The sequence below is a fragment of the Longimonas haloalkaliphila genome (assembly GCF_055379825.1).
In genome coordinates, this window is record NZ_AP043948.1 from 2,214,807 (window position 1) to 2,230,810 (window position 16,004).

The 16,004-nt window shown below is 59.9% G+C and carries 14 protein-coding genes; 3 read left to right on the forward strand and 11 right to left on the reverse strand.

Translation table 11 applies throughout. The features are described 5' to 3' along the window. Nucleotides 1–426 precede the first annotated feature (426 nt). Both ACZ48V_RS08655 and ACZ48V_RS08660 read right to left on the reverse strand, forming a co-directional pair. Entirely contained in the window at nt 427–1,266 is an 840-nt protein-coding gene (locus ACZ48V_RS08655) for a sigma-70 family RNA polymerase sigma factor (RefSeq protein ID WP_464538356.1), read from the reverse strand. 539 nt (nt 1,267–1,805) lie between these two features. Further along, complete coding sequence (locus tag ACZ48V_RS08660) at nt 1,806–3,371, reverse strand: GH3 auxin-responsive promoter family protein (protein ID WP_464538357.1); 1,566 nt, start codon at nt 3,369–3,371, stop codon at nt 1,806–1,808. A gap of 259 nt (nt 3,372–3,630) precedes the next feature. Here ACZ48V_RS08660 and folP point away from each other — a divergent pair, with 259 nt between their 5' ends. From folP to ACZ48V_RS08675, 3 genes are all read left to right on the forward strand, one after another. Beyond that, nucleotides 3,631–4,524 carry a dihydropteroate synthase gene (gene folP / locus ACZ48V_RS08665; RefSeq protein ID WP_464538358.1) on the forward strand — a complete coding sequence of 298 codons (894 nt, stop codon included), beginning with the start codon at nt 3,631–3,633 and terminating at the stop codon, nt 4,522–4,524. A 134-nt stretch (nt 4,525–4,658) separates the two neighbouring features. Continuing rightward, nucleotides 4,659–5,456: a diadenylate cyclase CdaA gene (gene cdaA / locus ACZ48V_RS08670; RefSeq protein WP_464538359.1), complete on the forward strand. Its 798-nt coding sequence runs from the start codon at nt 4,659–4,661 to the stop codon at nt 5,454–5,456. 34 nt (nt 5,457–5,490) lie between these two features. Next, nucleotides 5,491–6,144: a protein-L-isoaspartate(D-aspartate) O-methyltransferase gene (locus tag ACZ48V_RS08675; protein ID WP_464538360.1), complete on the forward strand. Its 654-nt coding sequence runs from the start codon at nt 5,491–5,493 to the stop codon at nt 6,142–6,144. A gap of 64 nt (nt 6,145–6,208) precedes the next feature. Here ACZ48V_RS08675 and ACZ48V_RS08680 read toward each other — a convergent pair whose 3' ends face one another. The 9 genes from ACZ48V_RS08680 to ACZ48V_RS08720 form a co-directional block, all read right to left on the reverse strand. Beyond that, nucleotides 6,209–6,877, reverse strand: a complete 669-nt coding sequence (locus ACZ48V_RS08680) for an HD domain-containing protein (RefSeq protein WP_464538361.1) — start codon at nt 6,875–6,877, stop codon at nt 6,209–6,211. Between the two features lie 22 nt (nt 6,878–6,899). Then, the gene (gene bshC, locus ACZ48V_RS08685) at nt 6,900–8,627 is read right to left on the reverse strand and encodes a bacillithiol biosynthesis cysteine-adding enzyme BshC (RefSeq protein WP_464538362.1); all 1,728 of its coding nucleotides are present in this window, start codon (nt 8,625–8,627) and stop codon (nt 6,900–6,902) included. Nucleotides 8,628–8,721: 94 nt separating this feature from the next. Beyond that, nucleotides 8,722–9,318: a bifunctional nuclease family protein gene (locus ACZ48V_RS08690; RefSeq protein ID WP_464538363.1), complete on the reverse strand. Its 597-nt coding sequence runs from the start codon at nt 9,316–9,318 to the stop codon at nt 8,722–8,724. Between the two features lie 71 nt (nt 9,319–9,389). Beyond that, nucleotides 9,390–10,487, reverse strand: coding sequence for a histidinol-phosphate transaminase (hisC, locus tag ACZ48V_RS08695; RefSeq protein ID WP_464538364.1), 1,098 nt, complete (start codon nt 10,485–10,487; stop codon nt 9,390–9,392). A gap of 15 nt (nt 10,488–10,502) precedes the next feature. Further along, the gene (gene hisD / locus ACZ48V_RS08700; protein WP_464538365.1) at nt 10,503–11,801 is read right to left on the reverse strand and encodes a histidinol dehydrogenase; all 1,299 of its coding nucleotides are present in this window, start codon (nt 11,799–11,801) and stop codon (nt 10,503–10,505) included. Nucleotides 11,802–11,905: 104 nt separating this feature from the next. Beyond that, nucleotides 11,906–12,775 carry a purine-nucleoside phosphorylase gene (locus tag ACZ48V_RS08705; protein WP_464538366.1) on the reverse strand — a complete coding sequence of 290 codons (870 nt, stop codon included), beginning with the start codon at nt 12,773–12,775 and terminating at the stop codon, nt 11,906–11,908. A gap of 132 nt (nt 12,776–12,907) precedes the next feature. Further along, entirely contained in the window at nt 12,908–14,059 is a 1,152-nt protein-coding gene (locus tag ACZ48V_RS08710) for an AI-2E family transporter (protein ID WP_464538367.1), read from the reverse strand. A gap of 139 nt (nt 14,060–14,198) precedes the next feature. Next, nucleotides 14,199–14,852, reverse strand: coding sequence for a RecX family transcriptional regulator (locus ACZ48V_RS08715; RefSeq protein WP_464538368.1), 654 nt, complete (start codon nt 14,850–14,852; stop codon nt 14,199–14,201). 200 nt (nt 14,853–15,052) lie between these two features. Then, nucleotides 15,053–16,003 carry a DUF4249 family protein gene (locus ACZ48V_RS08720; protein WP_464538369.1) on the reverse strand — a complete coding sequence of 317 codons (951 nt, stop codon included), beginning with the start codon at nt 16,001–16,003 and terminating at the stop codon, nt 15,053–15,055. Nucleotide 16,004 lies beyond the last annotated feature (1 nt).

The following is a 16,004-nucleotide window of genomic DNA, read 5'->3' on the forward strand; positions in this document are numbered from 1 at the left end:
GTCTGCACGCAGGCTTACACGAGCAGCGTGTAAATGCAACTAAGAACCTGTTTTGATTTCTTAATTTGGGCTCCGAGCGGCGGCGCTGGACTGGGGCCGAAGGTCATGCCCCTGGTGCAAATTGCCCCCGATGTCGGCCCGTAGCCCCGGCTACGAATCGCCATCGTGGTCCAATTTTCGCCTCAGCGGCGCTCGCTCTCGCCTGCAAACCAACCCCCAAACAGGCTCTAAATGCAACACGCCTCACAGCACGAAAGCTGTGAGGCGTATTACAGAGCAGCGCAGGGCCTATCGACAGTCGATGGAAGGGGCTACGGCGTTGTGGGGCTGCAGGGTGTGCAGCAGCACGACGTGCCCGGGCCCGATGGAGTGGCGCCAGAATGACGTTAGGGAGTCGTAGCGGTCTATCAAATGAGACGGCGGGTTTTATCGTACGTGAGCCTGGAGATCTTCGCGACGGTGGCGCTTGCGAAGCTTGCGTAGGGCCTTCTCCTTGATCTGGCGGACGCGCTCGCGGGTGAGTCCAAAGCGTTTGCCAATCTCTTCAAGCGTCAGCGGATGCTCACGTCCGATGCCAAAATAGAGGCGAGTGATCTCCGCTTCGCGGTCGTGGAGCATGTTGAGCGCCCGCTCGATATCGATCTTAACGGATTCGTCGAGCATCTCGTCGTCTGGAGAATCCGACTCTTCGTCGGGCAGCACGTCGAGCAGGCTGTTCTCGTCTTCCTCGTTAAAGGGCGCATCGACGGAAAGGTGGCGGCTGGTATGCTGCAGCGCCTCGCGCACCTTCTTGGGCTCGATTTCGAGCTCGTTGGCCAGCTCTTCGATGTTGGGTTTGCGCTCGTATTCCTGCTGCAAGCGCGCACTTGCTTTGCGAATCTTCGAGATGACGCCAATGCGGTTCAGCGGGAGACGCACCACGCGGCTCTGCTCGGCGAGGGCTTGCAAGATCGCCTGTCGGATCCACCAGACCGCATACGAGATGAACTTGAAGCCACGGGTTTCATCGAAGCGCTGCGCGGCCTTGATGAGTCCGTAGTTGCCTTCGTTGATCAGGTCGGAGAGCGAGAGGCCCTGGCCTTGATACTTCTTGGCAACAGATACGACAAACCGGAGGTTGGCGCGGGTGAGCTCGTGCAGGGCTTCTTCGTCGCCCTCTTTGATGCGTCGGGCCAGGTTGACTTCCTCTTCGGGCTCAAGCAAGTCAATCTTGCCAATTTCCTGAAGATACTGGTCCAACATGCGTTGCTCGCGCGGAACGTACATATAGCTCCTATGGGTTTGTGGGTGCGGGGATTACGATGAGGGCGCGACGCTGCTCAAGGCGGGCGCCGAATGCAAGGTCGAGTGTGGGAGAGATCTAAGGTGAGGTTTCAAAAAGACGCAACCCGGCTCGGGTATACAAGCTACCATGCGGGCTACGGCAATACGGCAAGGCGTAAACGGATGTCGTCTACGAGAACGATCGTTACGTAGGCTGCGTGCTCGTGCTAAAAAGGCATTCGCAGACAAATCGGTAGTTGAACGATCGGGCGGCAGCATGCTCTTCCGACTACGTGGAGCGAGGACGTTCGAGCGGACGCGAACGGAAACGTGCGGATTAGACGTCGTGCGACCCGTCTGAGAGGCCAAGGGAATTACCACTGCGTCGGGTTGGTTGCTGTCAGAAGGAGACGGGCTACACGGTGCCATTTCACCACGTACCACGTAACGGCTTGTTCCAAAGTATGCAGGTTCTGCCTGTATGAGGCGACGCGAGGGAATAGAGCGCAGTCCGCGATGGATGCATAGCGCGCTTCGAAGCCCTACGATTGGCCGGAACGAACCGCTGTACCGGCGGAGGGGCGCGCGTTCAGGATGGCGTCGGCCACCGTGCGCTCCGCGCTCATGCGCGGTACTTTGGTCTGTCCACTGATGTAGTCATTACTGGCTTTAAGCCATGCATAGAAGGTACCTTCTGGAACGTCTTGTATAACAGGAGCTCCCATACCGCGTGACTGGCGACGAATGTGGTAGTGGCGGTTAATTTCATTTAGATGCTCGTCAATCACATCGCGAAAGGCATCAAGATCGTCGGGGTGCGTGGCAAACTCGATGATCCACTCGTGGTGTGGGGGCTCTCCAGAGCGCACTGGGGCAGGGGCTACGTGGTAGTGATCGAACTCAGCGCCGGTAGCTGTGCAGGCTTCTCGGAGGGCCGAGCGAACTTCATCAGCATAGATGGCTTCACCAAACTTATCAATCATCTCGCTGGTGCGTCCGGCTACCTCTATCTTGTACGGGTCGAGCGAGGTGAACCGTACGACATCGCCGACATCGTACGACCAGAGGCCGCTGTACGACGTGGCATGCAGTGCGTACCGCACGCCCGTTTCAACCGTATCGATGGTGTGCCGAGTCGGGTTGGCGGAGCCATGCTCACTGACTGGCACGAACTCGTAGAACACGCCATTGTTGAGATGAAGGAGCAACGACGGGTCGTCCGGTTCATCTTGAAACGCAAAGAAGCCCTCTGAAGCCCCATACGTTTCGATGAAGTCCATCGGTCCGCCGATAATGTCTTGCAACTGTTCGCGATAGGAGCGGAGCGCCACGCCGCCTGAAATGAATACCTGCAGGTTGGGCCATACCTCATGAACGGTGGTTGCCCGGGCATTGTAGCGCCGGTTGTAAGCGTCGATAACATCCTGGAAGAACACGACTGCCCACGAGGGCACCATCACCACGAGCCGGATATCCTGGTCAAGCGTACGCTCTGCAATGGTTTTGAGCTTGGTCTCCCAGTTCTCGATGAAGGAGACCTCGTTCGGGACCGCCTGGTAAAGCGCCTTGAAGAAGCCCGGTGCATGCTTGGCCAGAATACCACTTACCTCTCCCGCGTATGTGCCCGGATGGTCGGGGTCTTCTGCTACGCGCCCCGGAAGGGTGAGGTGGCGCCCCAGCAGAAAGCGCCACTTGCCTGTTTCCACAAGATAGTTGAGCCCAACGCCAACGCTGAAGGCCCGGTTGGCATCAATGGTTTCGGTGGATACGGGGAGCACTTTTCCATCTGAAACCGTGCCGCTCGACACGGCAAAGTGCGTTGCTGTGCCCGGCCAAAGCACGTCAGAGGCGCCCCTTCGGATGCGGTGTGCGTCTTCTGCAATATCGTCGTAGGTATGCAGTGGAACGCGCTCCTGATAGGCAGCAACTACATCGTCTTGCCGTGCAATGTCGGCAAAGTCGTACCGGTGCCCCCATTCGGTGGAGGCCGCGTGGTTTAGCATGGTACGCAGCATGTGCCGCTGGGTCTGCATCGGCGCGTCGCGAAACATCTTTACGCGACTCAGGGGGCCAACACGGTGCAGCAGAGCGCGAAGAGGAGCAATCATAAAAGAGGGGGCCAGTGGGAAGGAGCCTCGCTAAGTTGGGAGAGCGACTCGACAGGAAGCATCTGCTTGAAGCGGTGCAGGGCAAAGCCGTATCTTGAAGCGGTGCAGGGCAAAGCCGTATGACGCGTTTACGGGTAGGCGCAACAATTTTCTGCCAAACCCGGCATGCAGGGCGCGTTTTTGTTCGCTCGTTGGTATCCTTTCATGTTCGAAAGGTTCGCCGCACCGCCAATATTTCAACTGCCACGCGCTCGTTTTTATGTCTGAAGCTGCTTCGTCGTCTTCCCATGTGCTGCATTGCCGGTCGCACACGTTAGACTGCCGCCGCACGACGCGCATACTGGGGGTGCTGAACGTAACCCCCGACTCGTTCTCTGACGGTGGGCAGTACATGGATACCGATGCTGCCGTTGCGCACGCGCTCTCCATGCGCGACGCAGGCGCCGATGTGATCGATATCGGCGGCGAGTCGACACGGCCCTCAGGGCGGGAGTACGGCGAAGGAGCGGCTAAGGTAGCGGAGCAACAGGAAATCGACCGGGTGGTGCCGGTCGTTAAAGCGCTGCATGCGCGCGATCCATCGCTGCTGCTTTCGATAGATACGTACAAGCCGCGTGTTGCGGAGGCGGCGCTGGAAGCTGGTGCGCACATCGTGAACGACATAACCGGCCTGCGCATCTACCCGGAGATGGCCGATGTTGCGGCGGCGTACAACGCACCGCTCATCGTGATGCATTCGCTGGGACGTCCCGGAGCGATGCCACACGGACACAGCTACGAGAACCTGATGCAAGCGCTCCGCGAAGCGCTCGAAGGCGCCATCAACCAGGCGGTTTCTGCCGGGGTTCGTGACGTGGTCATCGATCCCGGGTTTGGGTTCGCGAAGTCGCATGCCGACAACCTGCGCATGCTTGGCAAACTGGACTGCCTTGCTGATCTGAAACGCCCAATTCTGGTGGGTGTGTCGCGCAAAAGTAGCATCGGGGCAGCGCTGGGCACGGCCGAGGCGCCTGTTCCGATCGAAGAACGGCTGCACGGCTCTATTGCCGCAACGGTCGTCGCGATGGAGCACGGAGCCCGACTGGTGCGTACCCACGATGTGGCCGAAACCGCACAGGCCCTGCGCGTCGTTGACGCTATTCACGCGCCCTGATCACGCGCCCTGATCATGCGTCTTGTCATGCGTCTTGATCATCGCGCCCTGGACCGTAGGCGCATCTGGCACACCACCGTGTCATGTTCTCGTTCTTCCCTGTCGCTCTCTGTCGACCTGTCCTCCCGCTGCTGGTGACGCTTTTCGAAATTCTACGTATCGGTCCCGGCGACATCTTTGAGATTGCGCTGGTGGCTTTTCTGCTGTATCAGCTTTACCGGCTGATGCGGGGCACCATTGCTGTTCAGATTTCACTCGGACTGGGGGCACTCTTCGCCATTCAGTTAGTGGTCTGGGTACTGAACATGAAGGTGCTGAACATGGTGTTCAGCTACTTCAATCAGGTGTTTGTGCTTGCGGTCATCATCATCTTTCAGCCTGAGATTCGACGTCTGCTCCTGCTGCTGGGGCGTAACCCACTTATCCGGCAGTTTGTGGCAAGCGATAGCCAGGAGGCCGTCATCAAAGCCACCGTATCGGCTGTCGATCATATGAGCGATACGCAGACGGGGGCGCTGATTGCGTTTCAGCGAACAACGGGGCTGCGCAGCTACATCGAAACAGGCGAGGTCATTCAGGCCGAGGTGAAGCGCGACCTGCTGCTGTCTATCTTCAATAAAGATGTGCCGCTGCACGACGGAGCTGTCATCATTGCTGATCGCCGTATCGAGGCTGCACGGTGCATCTTGCCGGTGTCCACAAGCATGAAGCTAAGTCCGCAACTCGGGCTGCGCCACCGTGCAGGTGTGGGGCTTACCGAACAGACCGATGCGTTTGTCGTGATTGTCTCGGAAGAGACGGGCAATATCTCAATTTCGCGAGACGGCGCACTCATCTCAAACATTACCCCGGACGAACTGACGACCTATCTTGGCAACGCGCTTAGCCCGGCTTCGAAAGGGAACACGCGCACGGCAAAACAAGCTTCTTAATCCTCTTTTGAGGCCCATCGCAACTGATATCGTTATGGCATCTACGTACGACGACCGGCTGAACCGATCACGTCGCAGGGCACTCGTTGCGCATCTGCGCGAGCGAGGCATTGACAATGAGCGGGTGCTTCGTGCGATAGAGCAGGTGCCCCGGCATGCGTTCGTGGAGCCGGCATTCAAGGAGCGGGCGTATGAAGACGAGGCCCTGCCTATAGGGCAGAGCCAGACGATCTCGCAGCCGTTTACGGTGGCCTATCAGACCAGCTTACTCGACCCGCAGCCGGGCGAGCGCATCCTGGAAGTGGGAACAGGCAGCGGTTACCAGGCAGCGGTGCTCTGCGAGATGGGAGCACAGGTGTTCTCAATTGAGCGCCATAAGGCGCTGCTTGAGCGCGCGAAACGCAAGCTACGAGCACTCGACTACAACGTGCGCACCCGCCATGGTGATGGTACCGAAGGATGGCGCGGCATGAGTCCCTTTCATGGGATTATCGTGACAGCAGGAGCTGAAGAGGTGCCCGAGCCGCTGCTGAATCAGCTTCACGAAGAGGGCGGACGCCTCGTGATCCCTGTCGGCGCAGCAGGTTCGCACACCATGAAGCGGATCGTACGCACCGGTCCGGACACGTATGAGCGCGAATCGCTTGATGCCTTTCGGTTCGTACCGCTGGTCAATGAGGGCGAGTAGCGACATACAAGCGCTGCGTATGCACTGGAAGCGTAGAGTCCAATTAAGAAATCAAAATAGGCTCTCAAGAAGCAGTCAGGTCTGTCAGGCGCTGGTACTCACGCTTGAGTCCGGTGTGCAGCGGATCGAGGCGGGCGTCGTCGCGCTCATCTGAAAGCCGAAGCACCGACGCAAGGAACCACCGTTGCTGTTCGGGACCGGCGCTGAGTGCGGTACGCCCGGGGGCATCCTCAAAAATGTTGATGTCTGCTTCCAGGCTCTGGTTCATCGTCCACACGTTGTGGTGCTTATCCGCGAGGCTGATGGCGAGCGCTTCGTCGGGGGCATCGCTCAGATGATCGATGTACGCCTCTTTGCGAACTTGCCAGGGCAGCTTCTCACCGCTCTCGTCGAGCTTGGGCTCGGTAACGTTGCGCACCAGGTTGGTTACAGCGGGGCCAATCAGGTCGTGCAGGGTTGAGAACGTCATGCGCTCGCCGTGGGCATTTGGATCCTCAACGATATCGTGCAGATAGGCAGCGGCTACGACGTTCGCAGGCCAGCCCGCCCGCGCCACAGCCATGGCTACCGCGGAAAGGTGCGATATTACGGGCACGCGAACCGAGGTGTCGGGGCGGCTGAAGGGCTCATCGCGCCACCGGCCTTTGCGGTAGCACTCGTTGTGCCACTCTGAAGCCAGTTCGATGGTGTGTTCAATAACCGGACTGAAAAGTGGAGAGGCGGGTGTATTCATGCTATTGAGGGGGGGGGGTGTCTTACAAAGAAACGAGCTGATGAGAGGCATCAGATACGTCGATGCGGGCACGGAGCGTGTCCAGAAGCTCCATGCTATACTTATTGAAGAAGTAAGCCGGGTTGAGGGTCCGTTCTTGCAAGCTGCGTTCAGGCATCAGATTCACACAGGCCTTTTCGATCTGAGCCTGCACTTCCTCATGCTGCCGCTTTTCGGCACGCACGATGCGCTGCTTCAGGTCGTTGAGCTCGTTTGCAAGCGCGGCACGGGTGGCCTCGACCGAGCGCCCGAGCGTACGATCTACCGACTCGGCGACCGGTTTTATGTCATTCAGGGCCTGGTGGATGCGGCTCGAAGTCTGTCCAAACGCAGCGTCGATGTCGGCATCCATCGTGTCAACAATCACCGACTGGAAGAGCTGGTCCGCGTTCTGCTGCTCCAGATCTGCAAACGATAGCCCGTACTTGTCGAGCACCTTCTCGACCTTGCCCTCAACAAGCGTCATGCTGGCTCGGGGCACGATAACAGGCATAGTGGTACCGGCCCACTCATAGACCGCGCGATACTGCGCAAAGTACGATATTTCGCCGGGGCCTGCGACGTAAGCGGCGGTCGGAAGCATCTGGTCCTGCACCAGCGGCCGCGTAACGACGTTTGGACTGAACCGCTCGGGCTGCTCCTCAATACGCTTCTGAAGGTCAGCGCGGCTCCACGTGCGTCCGTCGTGCCGGAGCGTGAAGGTGCCGTCGTCGTTGGCATCAATGGCATAGCGGCCGTCTTCCTCCATCCAGAAGAAGTTGGTCGGACGTGCCTGGACCTGCATGTGGTAGCCATCTTCAACGAGCGCGCTTCCGGCCTGGTGTACGGCGTCGACGGCTTCGGGGCTGTGGTCCATATCGTGCTCGATGAGCGGACGCACGAGCTGCTTGAGGCGATGGTCGTCGGGGTTGAGAAGTACGAGTCCGGTGCCGGCAAACCAAGAGGCAATGAGCCGCGCAAATGCATCTTCGAGAGTGTGCTCAGGCGCGTAGGCCGATGCGAGGGCGCCGTACACCTCCGGCTTAAAGTCTGATGGCGGCAGTGCATCGTTGAGTTGCTGCAGGGGCGGTTCAATGGCTTCGCCGAGCAAATACGGCCCAACCGGACCCGTGGGTGGGGGGGTGGGAGCGTAGTCGAGAGAGACGACCTCGTTGTGCGTAAGCACATGAGTACGGGCGATCTCCTCAAAGTCGTGGTCTTCCCCTTCAATCCAGAACACGGGCACGACGGTACGCCCGGTCTGCTCTGCCAGGTGATCGGCCCACACAAGCGCAGTCAGCGTTTTGTAGAGCGTATACAGCGGTCCGCCAAAGAGCCCGACCTGCTGACCGGTAACGACAGCGATTGTGTCAGGGTCGCGCAGGGCCTCGATGTTGGCCTGGTTGGCCGCGTCATCGGCGCCCCAGGATCGGTTCTGTTCGGCGAGAACATCGGCGAGGACGTCGCGGTCGCGCGGCCGATCGGCGGCAACCGCGGCAGCGTTCCGCAGGTCGCTGGTGCTGTGGCGGTCGTAGGTGAAGTACGATGCAGCAGTGCCGCTGCCAGTAGCATAGTCCGCGGCGAGGGTGGGCAGGCTGTGCAGAGCCGTCCAGGGTAAACAGTCGGCGGTGGCGTCGGGCGATTCGGGCATGCGATAGGGGGTAAGGGCTGTCGAAGAAAGAGGGTGGTCGGGGGCAGGCGGATGCGTAGCAGGCTCGGGGGTGAGGGGCAAGCATGCAGCAGACGCAGCGCATCCACAAAAAAAGAAGCCTCGCAGAGCGTTCCGCGAAGCTTCTTAGAAGGGGGATATCGTGCAAGGAAAGCCTTTAATTCTGGCTTTGCTCGCTTTTAAGCTGTTCAATCTTATCGCGGAGCTCGGCGGCCCGCTCGTAGTCTTCTTCTTCGATGGCCTTGTCGAGCTGCTTCTCCATGCGTTCGAGCGGGGTTGCGCTGCTCAGATCTTCTTCCTCGCTGCTCTGTTCAGAAGCGATAGCCGACATGCTGCCCGACTCATCATCAGCAACAATGCCAGCTTCGTCGAGCACGCTGGGTGCTACGAAGATGGGGGCATCTACACGGACTGCAAGGGCAACGGCATCGCTTGGGCGAGCATCGAGCTGATCTTCGCTGCCATTGTGGTCGTAGCGAATTTTGGCAAAGAAGGTGCCCTCACGCAGTTCGTCGATCACGATCTGCGTGACGTCGACCTGCATCGAGTCGAAGGCGTCGCGCAGGAGATCGTGCGTCATGGGGCGAGGGGGTTGTATCTGCTCCAGTTCAAGCGCGATGGCTTGTGCTTCAAATGCCCCGATAATGATGGGCAAGCGCCGGTTGCCATCTTCCTCTCCGAGCACAAGGGCATAGGCGCCGCCGCTGGAGGGGCTGGTGGACAAACCAATAATTCGTACCCGAATGAAATCCATTATATAGCGTGGAGTGTCAGTGCAAAAAGGAAGAAACTACAGAGGCTGAGCAAGACAGGGAGCTGTTGTAGTTACAGCACCGCATCCAACGCATCCAGAAATGCCTTGTTCTCACCAGGTGTGCCTGCACATACGCGCAGGTAGCCCTGGAGCGATGGATATCCGCCCATGTTGCGGATGAGAACACCCTGCTCCATGAGGGCATCTTGCAATGCATCGGAGCTGGTTGTATGGGGGGTGAAGAGGACGAAGTTGGCGCGTGAGGGCACGACGGTGAGGGCGTCCCGCTCTTGCAGGGCCCGGGTGAGCGATGCGCAGCTTTCCTGCATCTGCTGCACGCGCTGCGTGAGCAGGTTGGGGTGGTTGAGCACGGCACGCCCGACGGCTTCGGAGAAGCGATCAACCATAAACGGAAGGCGCGCCTTCATCAGTTCGGTAACCATGTCTTCGTGCGCCATCAGGTAGCCGAGGCGCAGTCCGGCCAGCCCAAAAGCTTTTGAGAGCGTGCGTAGAATGATGAGGTTGGGATATGCATCGAGCAGCTCGGTAGCCGGCGGGTAGTCATTGAATTCGACATAGGCTTCGTCGATCACGACCACGCCTGGAGTGGCCTGAAGCACGCGCTCCAGATCGGCCGGGGGCACGGCGAGTCCGGTTGGATTGTTCGGGGTCGTGATGACCGTCATCGCCGCGTTCTTCTGGGTCACGGCTTCGACGAGGGCATCGATATCGAAGTGCAGGTCGGCACGGGGTTCGATGGTTGTAAGGTCGGCGTGGTAGAGGCGCGCCACCTTCTCATAAAGTGAGAACATGGGAGCGGGCAGTACGACCGGAGTGCCCGGCTCGATGAAGGCGAGTCCGAACAGGTATGTAAGTTCGTTCGACCCGTTGCCCACGAGCACCTGCTCCGGTGCAACATCGTTGTGCTTGGCAAGCGCTTCCGCGAGGGCAGCCGGCTGTTCGGCCGGGTAGCGGTTGAACGCGGTGTCATGCAGCGTATCGACGAGCTCGGCTTTGAGCTCGGCCGGGAGGTCGTACGGACTTTCGTTCTGGTTGAGCTTGACGTCTGCCTGAGGCGGCGCTCCAACCAGGTACGGGTGTTCATTGCGCACGCCCGAGCGAATCCGGTTCAGCACAGTTTCGACAGAGGGAGCAGAGGCAGTATCCATAGTAGGGCGGGGGAGTTAAGCAGCGGCGTTAATGTGGTCGAGGCGCTCGCGGATCGCGTCGGCATGAGCCTGGAGCGATTCGGCTTCGGCAAACTTCACAATGTCGGGCCCGGTCTGAGCCAGGCGGCGCGCCGAGTACTGGATGATAGACTGCGTACGCACAAAGTCGGAGACGCGCAGGGCGGAGGCGTAGCGAGCGGTGCCTCCGGTCGGCAGTACGTGGTTGGGGCCTGCAAAATAGTCGCCGACAGGCTCCGACGAGTACGGCCCCAGAAAGATTGCGCCGGCATGCTTAATGTCAGAGAGCACGGTCCAGGGCTCGTCGACAATAATCTCAAGGTGCTCAACGGCCAGTTCGTTCATCATGTCGACAGCCTGCGGCATCGTGTCGGTCACGATGCAGGCGCTGTAATCGGTGAGCGACGCCTCGATGATCTCGGCGCGCGGCAGGTCGGTCACGCGATTTTCAATTTCGTGTTGCACCGCCTCGGCAAGCGGACGATGCGGCGTTACGAGCAGTGCTGAGGCGCGCGGGTCGTGTTCGGCTTGCGACAGCAGGTCGGCGGCTACGAACCCCGGATCGGCGCTTGCATCAGCGAGCACACCGATTTCGCTGGGCCCGGCCACCGAATCGATATCGACACGCCCAAATACCTGTTTCTTTGCCGCGGCGACGTACGCATTACCGGGGCCAACGATCTTATCGACGGCTTGCACCGTATCGGTGCCGAACGCGAGAGCTCCAACCGCCTGCGCACCGCCAAGAGCATACACCTGGTCAAGGCCCAACAGGGCAGCGGCAGCCATAATGTGAGGATGCGGCAGGCCGTCGTCCTGAGGAGGCGATACCATTGCAATGTGCGGCACGCCAGCAACCTGAGCAGGGATCGCGTTCATGAGCACGCTTGAGGGATATGCGGCTGTACCCCCCGGCACGTAGAGTCCCGCGCGTTCCAGCGGCTGCACGCGCTGTCCGAGCATAACCCCGTCGCCATCGTCCTCAAACCAGGAGTTGGGCCCCTGGCGTGCATGAAAGCGGCGAATGTTTTCGGTGGCGTCGTGCATCACCCGCCGGAGGTCATCGTCGAGTGCATTGAGCGCTTCGTGCAGAGTCGATTCGGGGACGCGCAGCGCGTCGAGTTCTACGTTGTCGAACCGGGCTGTAAAGCGATAGAGCGCGTCATCCCCCTCAATACGCACCGCATGCAGGATGTCGCGAACGGAGGCATCGACATCGTCGCTGAAAGAGGCACTTCGGCTGAGCACGGCCTGCAGGCGGTCGGCCCGGTCGGCGTAGTCGATCAAAGGAATCATGGTGGGGGCGAGAGGGTGAAGCGAGGCAGGACGCGTGTGGTGCGAAGTACTCTATTCTCGATACGAAGCGAAGGTTCGTCTGCGAGTATCGGGTGACGGTATTCTCACGTCTTTTCTACGATAGCGCGTACCAGCATACGCAAGTCGCCGCGCACTTGCTTGCCGACCTCCAGCACATCTTCGTGTTCGAGGACCTCATGGCCGAGTCCGGCAGCGAAGTTTGTAATGGTAGAGATGCCCAAGACGTTCATGCCAAGCGCATGGGCCTGGAGTACCTCGGGTACGGTGCTCATGCCCACAGCATCGGCGCCGAGGCGGCTCAACATACGTACTTCCGCGCGTGTCTCGTACGAGGGGCCACGCGTCCAGGCATACGCGCCACGCACGGTGCCCACGCCGGCTTCGATGCCCACGCTCTGGGCAGCATCGGTCCACGCGAGGTCGTAGTAGCTGGTGTGCATCATGGGCTGCGCCGCCGCATCGGGTTTGGGACGGGCCGCGGCGTGGCGGGGGTCGGGCATCTGTGCCTGGCCGGGGTCGGCAAACGCCATGTTGATATGATCCGTGATGAACATAAGCTGCCCTGGACCAAATGTACGGTTGATGCCCCCGGCTGAGTTCGTTACAAGGAGGCGCTGCGCGCCAAGAGCGTGGCAGAGCCGCAGCGGAAATGTGAGTCGGGGCGTAGGGTATCCTTCGTAGGCGTGCACGCGGCCCTGCACGAAGACCACGCGTGTGCCCTCAAGCGTGCCAAACACGAGCTGTCCGTCATGTCCGGCTACGGTTGACTGAGGGTAGTTCGGGATGTCTGCAGCGGGTACAATAGCGTCTGTGTCGGCCTCGTTCGCCAGGTCGCCGAGCCCCGAGCCAAGAATCAGCACCATCTCGGGGGCGAGGTCGGTGCGTGCGCGCACGACCCCAACTGCCTCGGTTAGTGCCGTCGTTTGTTCGCGTTGCAGGGCAGACGATGCCATAGGCCAGGTGAAGTTGGATGAGTAAAAGTATACAAGGGGGCGGGGCGCATGCATCCCGCAGCTGCATAACAAACACAGACAAGAAGACGCTTAAGCGTGTAAGCTACGAGCGAATGAGCGATCCGATGCGCGCTACGTAGTCGTGCGAAAAATATGGTAGTTTCGGATGCTCCACAAGATCTGTGCTCCGATGACCCGCACGATGGTGGTAAGCGGGATGGCCACGAGCATGCCGATGAGTCCGGCCAGCTGAGCGCCGATCAGCACCACAAACAGAATAACCAGCGGATGCGTCTGGGCTGCGCGTGAGAAGATCAGCGGCTGAAAGAAGACGCTATCGGAGAGCTGAGTGAGTGCCATTGCAACGGCCACGCCGGGCACGAGCGAGAGGTCGCCCGTTTGTGCGATGCCCACAACGGTGCCCACCAGAAATCCGAAGAACGGTCCGAAGTACGGGATGGTGTTGGCAACGCCGACGAAGATGCCTATCGCGAGCGCATTTTCCAGGCCTACGACCCAAAGCAGGGTTGAGGCTACGACCGCCACGCTGGTACACTGCACGAGCAGTGCGCGGGCATAGCGGCCAAGACTGGCCTCGGCTTTGGCAATTACGGCAAGGGTGATCTCGAAGTAGCGGTTGGGCACCCACTTCAGCATGCTGCGCTTGAGCTCTACGCCGTCTTTCAGCAGAAAGAACGTGATAAACGGGATGATAACAACCGCGTAGACAATGTTGGTAAATACGGAGACGATCGAACCGATCGTTTCGGCAACGCGGTCGCCCTCAACCAGGTCGCCCTCGGCCAGGGATTGCAGCGTTTCACGCACGGTCTGCTCGATGCTACCGGGCTCGATGGCAGCGAACTGGCCGATCCAGATCTCCAGGTAGCGCGCAGCCTCCGATGCGGCTTCGACCGAAACAAGCTGTGAGAGATCGCGCACCTGCTGAGCAATGAAGGGGACGATAAAGGTAAGCAGCAGGCCAAGCACACCCAGCACCACGACAAACACAGTCAGGATGCTGGGTACGCGCCGCATCCCGAACCCTTGAAATCGGTCAACGAGCGGATGCAGGAAGTAGGCAATAATCCCGCCCACAGCCAGGTAGATAAAAAGCCCCAGAAAGTACCACACGGTCGCGGCAGCGGCGGTGACAAAGAGCGTGCCGAGAGCCCATCGCAAGGCGCGATCGCTGGTGGGGAGACGCGAGTCTCCTTCCGGAGGGGGCCCGCCCCGAGGAGACGCACTGGTGCGTTCTGGCGCGCCATCACCCGGGGTAGACATGGGAGCGGGCCGTTTCGACGTCGACGAGATCTCCATAGGTAGGGGAAGGCAGATGCGACCGAAAGTCGGTCAGGGCGAAAGAGCACGTGCACGGCAAGAGCACGATCCGTAAGAGGGGGCTGCCTACTAAAGAACCGGCTTACGGTGTACTGTGGGCTTCCTGAACGGCGTCGACGGCAGCGCGTGCGGTTGAGGTGGCATAGCCGCGCCGCACCAGGTAGCCCTGCAGTTTCTGGGCCTGTTTTAGGGGATGCGTTTCGTCGGCTACGCGGTGCCAGTACTTCTCGGCGAGCGACCGGGCTGCACCGTGAAAGTCAACCTTCGCCTCCAGCTGGTTCAGCGCGCGATTGATGAAGGGGGCAGCCACCCCTCGGTCTCGGAGCTCACGCCGTATCCGGTGGGGGCCGTACGATTTATTGGCAAAGCGGTTCGTTGCATACTCGCGGGCATACGCCTCATCGTCGAGGTAGTCGAGTTCGTGCAGGCGGTCGATGGTGTCGTCGATGAGCGCAGGAGCGTAGTCGTCGCGTTGCAGGCGTGTGCGCACCTCGCCCTCGGTACGCGGCTTATGTGCAAGATACTCCAGCGCTGTCTGCTTGGCGTCGATAAAGCGCTGATCGGCTTCGAGCTGCGCCTGCTCATCGGGAGTAAGGGTGCGCCCGGTATGCAAGTCATACTTGACAACCAGGTCCTGGTGGATCCCCAGCGCAAAGTCACCATCGAGAAAAACAGAGACCCGGTTTGGGTTGTTCTTCTGTACACTCAGTGCGGTAACCGTGGCGTTTGTGGGCATCAGAGAGAGGGGAATGTGGGTGATTCAGGACAGCTCAACAGAAATATATAGATCTGTGGCATGTACGTACTCCAAACCGCCCGGCAGACGTTCCGGTTTGCGAAGGTAGCTGTTCTAAGGTAAGGTAGCTGTTCTAAGGTAAGGTAGCTGTTCTAAGGTAAGGTAGCTGTTCTAAGGTTATGTGTCAGGTAAAGCATGCCTCAAGGGATAGCAACCGTAATCGAGTCCACAGCAACGCCCGTCACGATACCCAGTGCACCGGTTACGTTCGAAGGGGGCTCGCGACGGTCGGGGTCGTCGCGTTCGGCGATGAACGACGCGTAGTCGGCATTGCTCCGCACCGCAAGTACGAGCAGGCGATGGGCGGGAAGTGCATCGGTGGACGTTTCAACGGGGATGGCGTAGACGCCGCTCCATCGCCGCACGACGGCATTGGAATCGCCTACAGCACGACTTGACTCCAAAAAGACGGCCTCGGGCTGAATGAAGAAGTCAACGATGCGCGGGCTAAACGGCTGGTTTTCGGGGCGGAGTGCTGTGCGCACCCAGTGCGAGTCTGCAGGGGGGGCGGTCCAGTACACCGCAACCTCAATGGGATAGATAAAGTTGGTGGTCGCCGGAATATCGAGCGAGTCGCGCCGCAGGGAGTCTACCGATACGGCCTCGACAGGCGTGTCGGGAACGGTGGTGACTACGCTGTCGAGACGGATGCGGGAGGGGGTACGCCCCTGTCCACGCGCAATGCCATCGGCATGAGATACCTCCAGGTTGAAGCGGGTGCCGGTTCGCACGGTATCTGCAGAACCGGCAGGCACGTAGCGTCCCGCCTCGTTCGCGTCGGGCCGGTAGGCCACAGCACGGTCGCCAATGGTGAGGCGTACCTCCGCATCTGAGATGCCGTCGGGCGCATTGCTACGCAGCGATTGCACAGCGCGCACACGAATGGGAGGCGGGGGCTGGCCGGTCTCCACAAAGGCCTCCACGACGACGGGCGCGGGCCCGTCGAGGTCGGTCATATCGCATCCAGAGAGGAGCATTCCAACGATGAGCAGTCCAACGACAGGCAAAAAGAGCACCGTAGCACCTCCAGACCGGCGAACAGAAGAGAGGCCAGTGGAGGCATCTGCGTTTTGAAGCGGTGAAAGAGGCATA